The sequence below is a fragment of the Pseudomonas sp. DR48 genome (genome assembly GCF_019823085.1).
Taxonomy (GTDB): Bacteria; Pseudomonadota; Gammaproteobacteria; order Pseudomonadales; family Pseudomonadaceae; genus Aquipseudomonas.
In genome coordinates this window covers 3,834,067-3,847,891 of sequence record NZ_CP081946.1, presented here as the reverse complement: position 1 = coordinate 3,847,891, position 13,825 = coordinate 3,834,067, and the positions used below count along the sequence as shown (strand labels likewise).

General features: G+C 60.6%; 10 protein-coding genes. 5 read left to right on the top strand and 5 right to left on the bottom strand.

Annotation, left to right across the window (positions count from 1 at the left end; genetic code table 11):
- Window positions 1-66 precede the first annotated feature (66 nt).
- Together K5K95_RS17390 and sugE are read left to right on the top strand one after the other, a co-directional pair.
- The gene (locus K5K95_RS17390; RefSeq protein ID WP_222585331.1) at window positions 67-1,032 is read left to right on the top strand and encodes a bile acid:sodium symporter family protein; all 966 of its coding nucleotides are present in this window, start codon (window positions 67-69) and stop codon (window positions 1,030-1,032) included.
- 119 nt (window positions 1,033-1,151) lie between these two features.
- Entirely contained in the window at window positions 1,152-1,466 is a 315-nt protein-coding gene (gene sugE / locus K5K95_RS17385; protein WP_222585330.1) for a quaternary ammonium compound efflux SMR transporter SugE, read from the top strand.
- 126 nt (window positions 1,467-1,592) lie between these two features.
- Here sugE and K5K95_RS17380 read toward each other — a convergent pair whose 3' ends face one another.
- From K5K95_RS17380 to K5K95_RS17370, 3 genes are all read right to left on the bottom strand, one after another.
- On the bottom strand, window positions 1,593-3,467 hold the full coding sequence (locus tag K5K95_RS17380) for an MFS transporter (RefSeq protein ID WP_222585329.1): 1,875 nt from the start codon (window positions 3,465-3,467) through the stop codon (window positions 1,593-1,595).
- Between the two features lie 98 nt (window positions 3,468-3,565).
- Window positions 3,566-4,717 carry a TDT family transporter gene (locus K5K95_RS17375; RefSeq protein ID WP_222585328.1) on the bottom strand — a complete coding sequence of 384 codons (1,152 nt, stop codon included), beginning with the start codon at window positions 4,715-4,717 and terminating at the stop codon, window positions 3,566-3,568.
- Window positions 4,718-4,832: 115 nt separating this feature from the next.
- The gene (locus K5K95_RS17370; protein WP_222585327.1) at window positions 4,833-5,732 is read right to left on the bottom strand and encodes a LysR family transcriptional regulator; all 900 of its coding nucleotides are present in this window, start codon (window positions 5,730-5,732) and stop codon (window positions 4,833-4,835) included.
- 160 nt (window positions 5,733-5,892) lie between these two features.
- Between K5K95_RS17370 and K5K95_RS17365 the strand changes: the two genes are divergently transcribed.
- Window positions 5,893-6,642 (top strand): SDR family NAD(P)-dependent oxidoreductase, encoded by a 750-nt coding sequence (locus K5K95_RS17365; protein WP_222585326.1) that lies wholly within the window; start codon window positions 5,893-5,895, stop codon window positions 6,640-6,642.
- A 46-nt stretch (window positions 6,643-6,688) separates the two neighbouring features.
- On the opposite strand, the gene K5K95_RS17360 is transcribed toward K5K95_RS17365, so the two are convergent.
- Entirely contained in the window at window positions 6,689-7,885 is a 1,197-nt protein-coding gene (locus K5K95_RS17360) for an MFS transporter (RefSeq protein WP_222585325.1), read from the bottom strand.
- Between the two features lie 91 nt (window positions 7,886-7,976).
- Here K5K95_RS17360 and K5K95_RS17355 point away from each other — a divergent pair, with 91 nt between their 5' ends.
- Window positions 7,977-8,516, top strand: coding sequence for a TetR/AcrR family transcriptional regulator (locus K5K95_RS17355; protein ID WP_222585324.1), 540 nt, complete (start codon window positions 7,977-7,979; stop codon window positions 8,514-8,516).
- A gap of 234 nt (window positions 8,517-8,750) precedes the next feature.
- Window positions 8,751-12,218: a PAS domain-containing hybrid sensor histidine kinase/response regulator gene (locus K5K95_RS17350; protein WP_222585323.1), complete on the top strand. Its 3,468-nt coding sequence runs from the start codon at window positions 8,751-8,753 to the stop codon at window positions 12,216-12,218.
- Between the two features lie 148 nt (window positions 12,219-12,366).
- Here the strand turns inward: K5K95_RS17350 and rmuC are convergent, their stop codons facing one another.
- Window positions 12,367-13,731, bottom strand: coding sequence for a DNA recombination protein RmuC (gene rmuC / locus K5K95_RS17345; protein ID WP_222590361.1), 1,365 nt, complete (start codon window positions 13,729-13,731; stop codon window positions 12,367-12,369).
- Between the last annotated feature and the right edge of the window lie 94 nt (window positions 13,732-13,825).

Here is a 13,825-nt window from a genome sequence, read left to right as displayed (position 1 = left end):
CCTCTTCGCGAGCAAGCTCACTCCCACAGTTGTTTTGTGATGTCACTCAATAATAAGGATCAGACCATGCGCGCACTGGCTGCATTGAGTCGTTTTGTCGGCAACACCTTCGCTTACTGGGTGCTGATTTTCGCGGTTGTGGCCTTTCTGCAACCGACCTGGTTCATCGGCCTGAAAGGCGCAATCGTGCCACTGCTGGGCCTGGTGATGTTCGGCATGGGCCTGACCCTCAAACTCGAAGACTTCGCCGAAGTCGCTCGCCACCCGTGGCGCGTGGCTTTGGGCGTGGTTGCGCATTTCGTGATCATGCCCGGCGTGGCGTGGTTGCTCTGCCAGGCATTTCACCTGCCGCCGGAAATTGCGGTCGGGGTAATTCTGGTCGGTTGCTGCCCAAGCGGCACTTCCTCGAACGTCATGACCTGGCTGGCTCGCGGCGACCTGGCGTTGTCGGTGGCCATCGCAGCGGTCACCACCCTCCTCGCTCCGCTGCTGACGCCGGCACTGATCTGGCTGCTGGCCTCGGCCTGGTTGCCGGTGTCCTTCATGGAGCTGTTCTGGTCGATCCTGCAAGTGGTGCTGTTGCCGATCGTGCTCGGTGTGGTTGCCCAGCGCTTGCTCGGCAGCCGGGTTCGTCATGCGGTGGAAGTGTTGCCGCTGATTTCGGTGGTGAGCATCGTGATTATCGTCACCGCCGTGGTCGCCGCCAGCCAGGCGAAAATCGCCGAATCAGGCCTGTTGATCATGGCCGTGGTGATGCTGCACAACAGCTTCGGTTACCTGCTGGGCTACTTCACCGGACGCTTGTTCAAACTGCCGTTGGCGCAGCGCAAGTCACTGGCACTGGAAGTCGGCATGCAGAACTCCGGCTTGGGTGCCGCGCTGGCCAGTGCGCACTTCTCGCCACTGGCGGCGGTGCCTAGCGCTTTGTTCAGCGTTTGGCACAACATTTCGGGCGCGCTGCTCTCGACGTATTTCCGCCGCATGAGCGAAAAAGAAGACCGTAGAATCGCTGCTGAGCAGGCGGCGGACTGACCCGAAAACTTGATCCCCGGATCAATGATGGGCACTCTATCGCCCAACGCGAGGACGACCTCGCGGCTCGATCGAGTCATTAATCTGGGGACGACCCCGTCAATCGATGGAGGTCTCTCATGTCCTGGATCATTCTGTTTTTCGCCGGTCTGTTCGAAGTGGGCTGGGCTGTCGGCCTGAAATACACCGACGGTTTCAGCCGCCCTCTCCCGACTGCACTCACTGTCGCCGCCATGGCCATCAGCCTCGGCTTGCTGGGCCTTGCCATGAAGGAATTGCCGCTGGGCACCGCCTATGCGATCTGGACCGGAGTGGGCGCCGTGGGCACGGTGATCGCCGGGATCATTCTGTTTGGCGAGTCCATGGCGTTGTTCAGGCTGGCCAGCGTGGCGTTGATTGTTGCCGGGCTGGTTGGCCTGAAGGTCAGCGCGTAGGCAACTACCGCTATCGCGGGCAAGCCCGCTCCCACATTGGATCTGTGTTGTGTCGCAAATAGTCGACACACCATCAATCCCTGTGGGAGCCGGGCTTGCCCGCGATGAGGCCCTGACAGTCACCGACTATCGAACTGTGCCGCGCAACTCGCCGACCATCGCCTGCAACTTCGCCGGCTCCGCCGCCTCGACCGCCACCGCCGGCCCCGCGACCAACGTCACCCGCGACCACAACCGACGAAACAATCCCTTGCCCGGATCGCGGCTGAAGAAACTCCCCCACAACCCTTGCAACGCCAGCGGAATCACCGGCACCGGCGTCTCTTCGAGTATCCGCGTCAGCCCGCCCTTGAACTCGTCGATCTCGCCGTTGGCGGTCAACTTGCCTTCGGGGAAGATGCACACCAGCTCGCCATCCTTCAGATATTCAGCGATCCGCTTGAAGGCTTTTTCGTAGATTTGAATGTCTTCCTGACGTCCCGCGATCGGAATCGTCCCGGCGGTGCGAAAGATAAAGTTCAGCACCGGCAAGTTGTAGATCTTGTAATACATCACAAAGCGAATCGGCCGACGCACCGCGCCACCAATCAGCAACGCATCGACAAAGGACACATGGTTACAGACCAGCAATGCTGCGCCTTCATCGGGAATCAGTTCCAGGTTGCGATGCTCCACGCGGTACATGGAATGGCTGAGCAGCCAGATCATGAAACGCATGCTGAACTCGGGAACGATGCTGAAGATGTAGGCGTTGACACCGATGTTCAGCAGCGACACCACCAGAAACAGCTGCGGGATCGACAGCTTGACCATGCTCAGCAGGACAATCGAGACAATCGCCGAGACCACCATGAACAGTGCGTTGAGAATGTTGTTGGCGGCAATCACCCGCGCACGCTCGTTCTCGGGAGTGCGTGACTGGATCAGCGCATACAGCGGCACGATGTAGAACCCGCCGAAAATCCCCAGCCCAAGGATGTCGATCAGTACCAGCCACGCGTGGCCAAAACCGAGGACTTCGATCCAGCCATGGCCGTTGACGCTGTCCGGAATACCGCCGGAATGCCACCACAGCAGCAGGCCGAACACCGTCAGTCCGAACGAACCAAACGGCACCAGACCAATCTCGACTTTACGCCCCGAAAGCTTCTCGCAGAGCATCGAGCCCAATGCGATGCCTACTGAGAACACCGTCAGGATCAGCGTCACCACGGTTTCGTCGCCGTGCATCCATTCCTTGGCATACGCCGGGATCTGCGTCAGATAAATCGCTCCGACAAACCAGAACCACGAGTTGCCGACGATGGACCGCGACACGGCGGGCGTTTGCCCCAGGCCCAGTTTCAACGTGGCCCAGGACTGGCTGAAGATGTTCCAGTTCAGGCGCAATTGCGGCGACGAGGCCGCCGCCCGCGGAATACTGCGACTGGCCAGGTAACCCAGCACCGCGACCCCGACGATCGCCGTGGAAACGACAGGCGCGTAATGACTGGACGACATCATGATCCCGGCGCCGATGGTCCCGGCGAGGATCGCCAGGAAGGTGCCCATTTCCACCAGCCCGTTGCCCCCCACCAGCTCTTCGTCATGCAGGGCTTGAGGCAGGATTGAATACTTCACCGGCCCGAACAGTGCCGAGTGCGTGCCCATGGCGAACAGCGCCACCAGCATCAGCGACAGGTGATCAAACAGGAAGCCGACGGCGCCGACCGCCATGATGGCGATTTCCCCAAGCTTGATCAGGCGAATCAGTGCGTCCTTGGCGAACTTTTCCCCGAACTGGCCGGCCAGCGCCGAGAACAGAAAGAACGGCAAGATGAACAGCAGCGCACAGAGGTTGACCCAGATCGAGCGGTCACCCTCGATCGTCAGCTTGTACAGGATGGCGAGGATCAACGACTGCTTGAAGATGTTGTCGTTGAATGCCCCGAGGGACTGTGTCACGAAGAACGGCAGGAAGCGCCGGGTGCGAAGCAAAGTGAACTGTGAGGGGTGGCTCATCTTCCATGTGTCCCTGATGTTGGGTGAAGCGTGGCGTGGAATTTGTTATTGGAATGTCGTACGTCGATCCAGGCCACACATTACCTAATCTTTGCAGGTTATTTGTTTAATCCTGCAATGCACGGCGAGACAAACAACTCGCCCCGCCACGCGCCCTGCACGGTCCGTTTCGAGACGATCAGCCACATCACCGCCAGCATCGCCACCAGCACGCAGCCAAAGACATTGAAAAACGTCAGGTTCAAGGTGCTGCCCAGTTTCAACGTCGTCAGAGAATAGACGCCCAGCGGAAAGGTAAAGCCCCACCAGCCGAGGTTGAACGGAATGCCGGCGCGCAAGTAACGCGCAGTGATCAGCATCGCCATCAGCATCCACCAAAAGCCGAAGCCCCATAGCGTGATGCCGGCCACCAGTCCCAACCCAGCAGCGATTTCACCCATGCCCGGCAGGCCATTGGCGGCAAAGATGGCCGGTGAATCGGCGCCCAGCAGCAACATGCCCAATGCCCCGGTGCCAATCGGTCCGAGCGCCAGCCAGCTCGAGGCGGCCATGTTTTCGTGAGGCAATTTGTGCAACGCCATGCGCAGCAACAGGATGGTCAGAATGCTGAACGCCACCGGCAGGGAAAACGCCCAAAGCACGTAGCTGGTCACCAGCATCACCAGTTGCGAATGGGCATCGGCCAGGTGCGGCGCCAGCAGACCACCGCTGGCGGCGGCCACTTCCGCCGCCACTACCGGCAACAGCCAGACGGCGGTCATCTGGTCGATGCTGTGTTCCTGGCGGGTGAACATCATGTAAGGAATCAACACGCCGCAGGCCAACGACAAGGCCACATCAAGCCACCACAGCACTTCAGCGACATGGATCACGCCGTCACCCCAGCGTGGCAACCCGAAAACCAGAAAGCCGTTGATGATCGTCGCCAACCCCATGGGAATGGTGCCGAAAAACATCGATACCGTGGAGTGACCGAAAATCCGCCGAGCCTCATCAAAGAACAGTACCCAGCGTGCCGAATAGGCTGCGGTGAACAGCGCAAACAGCAGGATGTTGAATAGCCACAAACCCTCGGCTACCGCGCGCAGGCCGGGCATGGCAACGGGCAGTTGCGCCAGCGCCAATGCGAGCACGCCCGTGCCCATGGTTGCGGCGAACCAGTTCGGGGTGAATTGGCGGATGGCCTCAAGCGGGTGCTGCAAATGGCTGAGCGGTTTAAAACCGAGGGTGTTGCTATTGGGGCAGGTCATGGCGAATTCCTCTCCTCTTGTGAGGTGGAATTCATGGTAGATCCGAATCGAATATCTATATAACGGGTAATATCTCTAACTGTTATCTGTTTTGTAGATAAGCGCGACACCAAGACTAATCCATATCGGCGAACAGCTGCGCCAGCCAGTCGATAAATACCCGCACCCGATTACTCTGATGCCGGTTTGGCGGGTACAGGACGTGGAATGGATACCGCGGTGGCCGCCAGTCCTGGAGTATCGGCACCAGTTCTCCACGCTGCAGGTGCGCCCGCACGGTATAGGTAAATGTATGAATGACCCCCAGCCCCGCCACCCCGGCCGCCAGGTGGGCATTGCTCTCGTTGACCGTGAAAATTCCCGGCCCGCGGACCTCCAGCTTTTCTCCGTTACGCTCGAAACGCGCCGGCATCACCCGCCCGGTACTGGCTGAGTGGTAACTGACAATGTGATGATTTTTCTCGAGGTCTCGCGGATCGGTCGGGAGGCCAAAACGCTGCAGATACTGCGGCGATGCACAGGTGGTCCATGACGACATCCCCAACGGTCGCGCAGCCAGGGACAACTCGGTCAACGGCCCACCACGAATAACGCAGTCGACGTTTTCGCTGATCAGGTCTACCGGCCGGTCGCTGACGCCCATGTCGATCTGAATATCCGGGTAGCGCGCGTAGAAATCCGGCAACGCGGGAATGATCAGAAGGGTCGCCACCGAGCCTCCGACGTCTACGCGGATCTTGCCGCGCGGATGACCTTGGGCGCTGGCGAAACTGTTGTCCAGATCATCCAGTTCCACCATCAATTGCATGGCACGTTCGTAGTAAGACATCCCGTCCGCCGTCACGGTGAGCCGGCGGGTGGTGCGCTGCAGCAGCCGCGTACCGAGGTGTTCTTCAAGTTCGGCCACCAGTTTGCTGACCGAGGTTTTCGGCAGGTTCAACGAGTCGGCGGCTTTGGTAAACGAGCCGGCCTGCACGACTCGGGCGAAAACACGCATGGCCAATAATTGATTCATCACAAAACCTCAAGGCGACATGCCCTGAGTATTGTCCACAATCATGTACAAACAAACCCGATTCAGATGATTTTTCGACCGAATCTTTGGGCATAGAGTTTGTTCAACGGCGCACAACCCGGCCGGCAAATTCCTACACGACTCACCGGAGATTCACACCATGAGCAGCACACTGAAAGGCAAAATTGCATTGATCACAGGCGGCACCACCGGCATCGGCCTGGCGTCGGCTCAAGCCTTCGTCGACCAGGGCGCCACCGTCTTCATCACCGGTCGCCGTCAAGCCGAACTGGATGCAGCGGTCGAGAGCATCGGCCACCACATCACCGGGATTCAGGGCGACGTGGCGAACCTTTCCGACCTGGACCGGATTTTCGAAGTAATCAAGGCACAGGCCGGACATCTGGACATCGTGTTTGCCAACGCTGGCGGCGGAGACATGCTGCCGCTCGGCGCTATCACCGAGGAGCATTTCGACCGGATTTTCGGAGTCAACGTCAAAGGCCTGCTGTTCACCGTGCAGAAATCCCTGCCACTGCTCAAGGACGGCGGTTCGGTGATCCTCACCGCATCGACCACCGCCACCAAAGGCACGGAAAATTTCAGCGTTTACAGCGCCAGTAAAGCCGCGGTACGCAACTTTGCCCGCTCATGGCTGCTGGATCTGAAAGCCCGCAGGATTCGCGTGAACGTCATCAGCCCCGGCCCGATTCACACCCCGGGCCTGACTGAACTGGCACCGCCGGATCAGCAGCAGGGCTTGCTCGATTTCCTGGCCAGCCAGGTGCCGATCGGCCGCCTCGGAACACCATCGGAAGTGGGAAAAGCGGCGGTGTTCCTGGCCTCGGATGACAGCAGTTTTATCAACGGGATCGAGCTGTTTGTGGATGGCGGGTTCGCGCAGATCTGATCGCAGCCAACAAAAAACGCGGCGCTTTGAGGGCGCCGCGTTTTTTTTATGGCTGGCCGGTGACGCTACAGGGCTGAGCGGCGCGTTGTCGTATCAATGCCGATAAGGCGACGACCGCCAGGACGATCAGCGTGGCGCCGTAGGCATCGGTCGCTGCCACCAGACCAAAGGCCCGCGTCAGACTCCCCGCCAGCAACGACGGCAGGCAGAACGCCAGGTAACTGAGCGCGTAATACGCCGACATCAACCCGGCGCGCTCGTGGGGCAAGGCCAATGGCACCACACTGCGCAACGACCCGAGAAAACTGGCGCCGAACCCGCAACCGGCCACCAGCGTGCCGATAAAAAACAGCGGCAGGCTGGCGCTGTGGACCGCCAGTAAAATCAATGCCACACCCACCGGCAGGATACTCGTACCGATCCACAAGACCTTGTCGGCGGCACGACTGCGTAAGGTGTAGATCATCAACGCGCCAGTGACGGTCAGGACGGCCACCGTCGCACCGCCAATCAGGTTCGAGGTCGATCCGGTGGCCGTGCGAACCAGGGACGGCGCGAGGGAGGCGTAAAAACCACCGAGCGCCCATGCGGCAGTGTTGATTGGCAGCACCCGCCACAGCGCACTCCGAGCCTGGACCGGCACATGCAAGGTCGGACGCAGCGAAGCCAGTGCTCCGGATTGCGCACTCACGCTTTCCGGCAGACGCCAGACGTACAACGCCTGCAACCCGAACAACGCGAGCAGCACGCAAAAGGTCAATTGCAACGGCAACGGCGCAAACTCGGCCAGCAAGCCACACCCCATCGCGCCCACCGCCATGCCCAACAGCGGCGCAACGCTGTTGACCAGCGGCCCCTGCTGACGATCCGTGTCCAGCAACGCCGCGCCTAACGCTGCCGTGGCCATGCCGGTCGCAAAGCCCTGAAGCACCCGCGCGCTGATCAACCAGGCGACGCTATCGGCATTGATAAACAGCAACATCGCCAGCATGTTCAACAGAACGGCGGTGAATATCACCGGTTTGCGTCCCAGGTAATCCGAAAGCGATCCCACGGTGAGCAATGCCGCCAGCAGGCTGAGGGCATACACGCCGAAAATCAGGGTCAGGGTCGCCGCCGAGAATTGCAGGTGGTCCTGATACAGGTGATACAACGGAGTCGGTGCCGTGGAGGCGGCCAGAAAACTGAGTAAAGTGATCGCCAGAAACCACAGGCTAGAACGTTTGGATACTGAACTGGACATGCGCACACTCCGCAAAAGCTAATTTTTTGCTTTTGCGGAGTGTGCTACTGGACAGCGCTTAAAGCAAATTCTTTGTGTTAAGGTCCGATGCATGGCTATTAAAGAAGGTTTACGCCCCGGCGGCCGTAGCGCCCGGGTGCAAGAGTCGGTTCATTCCGCCGTTCGCCAGCTCCTCGAAGAGCAGGACCGCACCACCGTGACCGTCCCGCAGATCGCGGCGCGCGCGGGCGTTACGCCGTCCACCATTTACCGGCGCTGGGGCGACTTATCGGTATTGCTGGCCGACGTCGCCCTCGCCCGCATGCGCCCCGAAAGCGAACCGGCCAACACCGGCAGCCTGCGCAGCGATGTGCGCGCCTGGGCGGAGCAATACCTCGACGAAATGAGTTCCGAGCCCGGCCGGAACATGCTGCGCGATGTGCAATGCAGCACCACACCGGTCTATTGCACGACGATCATTGGCGGGCAGTTGCAGACGATTCTCGACCGTTACCCTGATGAACCGAAACCGAGTGTCGATCGATTGATCAACCTGGTGGCGGCACCGACGGTGTTTCGCATCCTGTTTTCGGCAGCGGCACTTGAGGTCGAGGAGTTGCATCGGTTGATCGATATTGCGTTGCGGCCTTGATGCCGCCAATCGCGAGCAGGCTCGCTCCCACATTATTTGTTCTGTGTTTACCCGATACATTGTGGGAGCGGGCTTGCCTGCGAAGAGGCCCTCTTGAACGCCGAAGATCCAACCAGCAAACACCCTGCGACAGCCCGCCACGCCACGACCTTGGTCGACACTGACTAACCCCTGCCATCGTGCGAGACTGTCTCACCGGGCTGCAATCCGGGGTGTCTTTTGTCTGGAGTTACCATGTCGCTGTCCAGCGGGCTGATCGCCGCCGTCGCCCTGGCCTATATGGCCATCATGTTTGCCATCGCCTTTTACGGCGACCGTCGCAGCACACCGTTGCCGCCGCGAGTGCGTGCGTGGGTGTACAGCCTGTCGCTGGCGGTCTATTGCACCAGCTGGACGTTCTTTGGCGCCGTGGGCCAGGCCGCCGAACAACTCTGGTCGTTCCTGCCGATCTACCTCGGGCCGATCCTGTTGCTGGTCTGCGCGCCGTGGGTCCTGCAAAAAATGGTGATGATCAGCAAGCAGGAGAACATCACCTCCATCGCCGACTTCATCGCCGCCCGCTACGGTAAATCGCAGTCGTTGGCGATCGTGGTGGCGTTGATCTGTCTGGTGGGCGTATTGCCTTACATCGCCTTGCAGCTCAAGGGCATCGTACTCGGGGTGAATCTGCTGATCGGCGCCGGCGCTGACGCAATGGGCACCCGAGCTCAGGACACGGCACTGATCGTGTCGCTGGTGCTGGCACTCTTCACCATCGTCTTCGGGACCCGCAACCTGGATGCCACGGAACACCACCGTGGGATGGTGCTGGCGATTGCCTTCGAGTCGCTGGTCAAGCTGTTCGCATTTCTCGCCGTCGGCGCGTTCGTGACTTACGGCTTGTACGACGGCTTTGACGACCTGTTCGACCAGGCCATGCTCGCGCCACGCCTTGAGCAATATTGGAAAGAAACCATCAACTGGCCATCGATGGTGGTGCAAACCGGCGTCGCAATGATGGCAATCATCTGCCTGCCCCGGCAGTTCCACGTCACCGTGGTGGAAAACATCGAACCCCAGGATTTGCGCCTGGCCAAATGGGTCTTCCCGGCTTATCTGGCATTGGCGGCGTTGTTTGTAGTGCCGATCGCTCTCGCCGGTCAGATGCTGCTGCCCAGCTCCGTGCTGCCGGACTCGTTCGTCATCAGCCTACCGCTGGCCCAATCTCACCCGGCCCTGGCGATGCTGGCCTTTATCGGCGGCGCCTCGGCAGCGACCGGCATGGTGATCGTCGCCAGCGTTGCGCTGTCGACCATGGTCTCCAACGACATGTTGCTGCCGTGGCTGCTGCGCCGAAACAACGCCGAGCGACCGTTCGAAGTGTTCCGCCAGTGGATGCTCTCGGTGCGCCGCGTCAGCATCGTGGTGATTCTGCTGTTGGCCTATGTCAGCTATCGACTGCTGGGCTCAACCGCCAGCCTGGCGACCATCGGCCAGATCGCATTCGCCGCCGTGACCCAACTCGCCCCGGCGATGCTCGGCGCACTGTACTGGAAACAGGCCAACCGCCGGGGTGTATTCGCCGGTCTCGCCACCGGGACGTTCCTGTGGTTCTACACCTTGATCTTGCCCATTGCCGCCAACAGTCTCGGCTGGTCCTTGAGCAGTTTCCCCGGTCTGGCCTGGCTGCACGGTAACCCGCTGCACCTGCCGATCACCCCGCTGACCCAAGGCGTGGTGCTGTCGCTGGCCGGCAACTTCACGTTGTTCGCCTGGGTCTCGGTGCTCTCGCGCACCAGGGTCTCGGAACACTGGCAGGCCGGACGGTTTATCGGCCAGGAAATCAGCGCTCGCCCCAGCGCGCGCTCGATGCTGGCGGTGCAGATCGAGGATTTGCTGCAATTGGCCGCCCGGTTCGTCGGTGAGGAACGCGCCCGACAGAGCTTCATCCGTTTTGCCTACCGCCAAGGCAAAGGCTTCAACCCGAACCAGAACGCCGACGGTGAATGGATCGCCCACACCGAACGCTTGCTGGCCGGTGTACTCGGCGCTTCGTCGACGCGCGCCGTGGTGAAAGCCGCCATTGAAGGTCGAGAAATGCAGCTGGAGGACGTCGTGCGGATCGCCGATGAAGCCTCGGAAGTGCTGCAATTCAACCGCGCCTTGCTGCAAGGCGCGATTGAAAACATCACGCAAGGCATCAGCGTGGTCGACCAATCGTTGAAACTGGTGGCCTGGAACCGGCGTTATCTGGAACTGTTCAACTATCCCGACGGCTTGATCAGCGTCGGCCGGCCGATTGCCGACATCATTCGCTACAACGCCGAGCGTGGCCTGTGCGGTCCCGGCGAAGCCGAAGTGCACGTCGCCCGCCGCCTGCACTGGATGCGTCAGGGCCGCGCCCATACCTCTGAACGACTGTTCCCCAACGGACGGGTGATCGAGCTGATCGGCAATCCGATGCCCGGCGGCGGTTTCGTCATGAGTTTCACTGACATCACCGCGTTCCGCGAAGCCGAGCAAGCGCTGACCGAAGCCAATGAACGCCTTGAACAGCGGGTCATCGCGCGGACCCATGAACTGTCACAACTCAACGTTGCCCTGACCGAAGCCAAGGGCGTCGCGGAAGCGGCGAACCAGTCGAAGACCCGGTTTCTGGCGGCGGTCAGCCATGACTTGATGCAGCCCCTGAATGCCGCGCGGCTGTTCTCCGCCGCCCTCTCCCACCAGGATGGCCTGTCCAGTGAGGCGCAGAAACTGGTGCATCATCTCGACAGCTCACTGCGCTCGGCCGAGGACTTGATCAGCGACCTGCTGGATATTTCTCGCCTGGAAAACGGCAAGATCAACCCGGACCCAAAGCCTTTCGTACTCAACGAGCTGTACGATGCCCTCGGCGCCGAATTCAAGGCGCTGGCCCAGGAACAAGGGCTGAAATTCCGCGTCCGGGGCAGCAAATTGCGGGTCGACAGCGATATCAAGCTGCTGCGACGGATCCTGCAGAACTTCCTGACGAACGCTTTCCGCTACGCCAAAGGGCCGGTGTTGCTTGGCGTTCGCCGGCACAAGGGCGAGCTGCGCCTGGAGGTCTGGGACCGCGGGCCGGGGATTGCCGAAGACAAACAGCGGGTGATATTCGAAGAGTTCAAACGCCTCGACAGCCACCAGACCCGGGCCGAGAAAGGCCTGGGCCTGGGCCTGGCGATTGCCGATGGCTTGTGTCGCGTGCTCGGTCATACCTTGCAGGTACGTTCCTGGCCGGGGCACGGCAGTGTGTTCAGTGTCAGCGTGCCGCTGGCCAGGACGCAAACGGTAGCACCGGCCAAGGTTAACGAGCTCAATGGCCATGCGTTGAACGGTGCGCAGGTGCTGTGTATCGATAACGAAGACAGCATCCTGATCGGCATGAACAGCCTGCTGACGCGCTGGGGTTGCCAGGTCTGGACCGCGCGTAACCGTGACGAATGCGCGGCCCTGCTCAACGACGGCATGCGTCCACACCTGGCGCTAGTGGATTACCACCTGGACGATGGCGAGACCGGGACGCAATTGATGGCGTGGTTGCGCACGCAACTGGGGGAACCGGTGCCGGGCGTGGTCATCAGCGCCGATGGCCGGCCGGAGACGGTGGCCCAAGTGCATGCGGCTGGCCTGGATTACTTGGCCAAACCGGTTAAACCTGCGGCGTTGCGGGCTTTGTTGAGTCGGCATTTGCCGTTGTGAGGCGTCAGGCTTCAGGCTTCAGCCCTGCGGTGTCTGAAATGACGCCATCGCGAGCAAGCTCGCTCCCACAGTGGATCGGTGTTGTTGCTTACATCGAGTGAACGATACAAAACCCTGTGGGAGCGAGCTTGCTCGCGATGCTTTTTAGCTATTCAGGCAACTCAGCCAACCCATCGACATCGGTCATCGCCCGTTCCAGCAAGTCCGCGGGCAAGCTCTTGCTCGCCCGCGCGCCCAGCAACTTCAACTGCTCGCTGCGACTGACCAGATTACCGCGCCCTTCTGTCAGCTTGTTGCGCGCAGAGCTGTAAGCCTTGTCCAGTTGCTGCAAGCGATTGCCGACTTCGTCCAGATCCTGAATGAACAACACGAACTTGTCGTACAGCCATCCAGCGCGTTCGGCGATTTCCCGGGCGTTCTGGCTCTGGCGTTCTTGCTTCCACAGGCTGTCGATGACTCGCAGCGTCGCCAGCAAAGTGGTCGGGCTGACGATGACGATGTTGCGGTCGAACGCTTCCTGGAACAGCGTTGGCTCCGCCTGCAACGCCGCCGAAAACGCCGCTTCAATCGGCACGAAGAGCAAAACGAAATCCAGGCTGTGCAAGCCGTCGAGTCGCTTGTAGTCCTTGCCGGCCAGGCCTTTGACGTGAGTGCGCAAGGACAGCACGTGCTGCTTGATGGCGAGTTGGCCGATGGCATCGTCTTCGGCCGCGACGTATTGCTGATAGGCCGTGAGGCTGACTTTGGAATCGACCACCACCTGCTTGTCGCCCGGCAGATAAATGATCACGTCCGGCTGGAATCGCTCTCCGTCCGGCCCCTTGAGATTGACCTGGGTCTGGTACTCGCGCCCCTTCTCCAACCCGGCATGTTCGAGCACGCGCTCGAGAATCAGCTCGCCCCAATTGCCCTGGGTTTTCTGCCCTTTCAAGGCGCGAGTGAGGTTGGTGGCTTCGTCGCTCAAACGCAGGTTCAACTGCTGCAGGCGCTCCAGCTCTTTGGCCAGGGAAAAGCGCTCTCGAGCTTCGGCCTGATAGCTTTCCTCGACACGTTTTTCAAACGACTGGATACGTTCTTTCAATGGGTCGAGCAACTGGCCCAGGCGTTGCTGGCTGGTTTCGGCGAAGCGCTGCTCACGCTCGTCAAAAATCTTCCCCGCCAGCTCGGCGAATTGTGCTCGCAGCTCGTCTCGCGAGCCTTGCAGGTCATTGAGGCGTTGCTGATGGCTTTCCTGCTGCTCACGCAGCTCGGCGTTGAGCGAGGCCGCCTGGGCGTCGAGGCGCCGCAGCTCAGCCTCTTTGCCGGCGCGCTCGATGTTCCAGGCGTGAGCCGCATCGCGGGCGTCGTCGCGCTCGATCTGTAGCAGTTCAATTTCACGGCGCATGGCCGCCAGGTCTGCCTGCTTGGCAGCGTTGGCCTGGCCCAGATCACCGATTTCATCGCGACAGGCTTCAAGCTGAGCGTTCAAGCCGTCCTGCGCCAATTGCGACATGGCCAGGCGTTCTTCCAGCAAGGCCAGCTCGGCTTGTCCCTCGCTCGCCCGCCGCTGGATGCGCCAGGCCAGCACCAGCAATGGCAGTGCAGCGCCCGCCAGACCGAGCAAAATG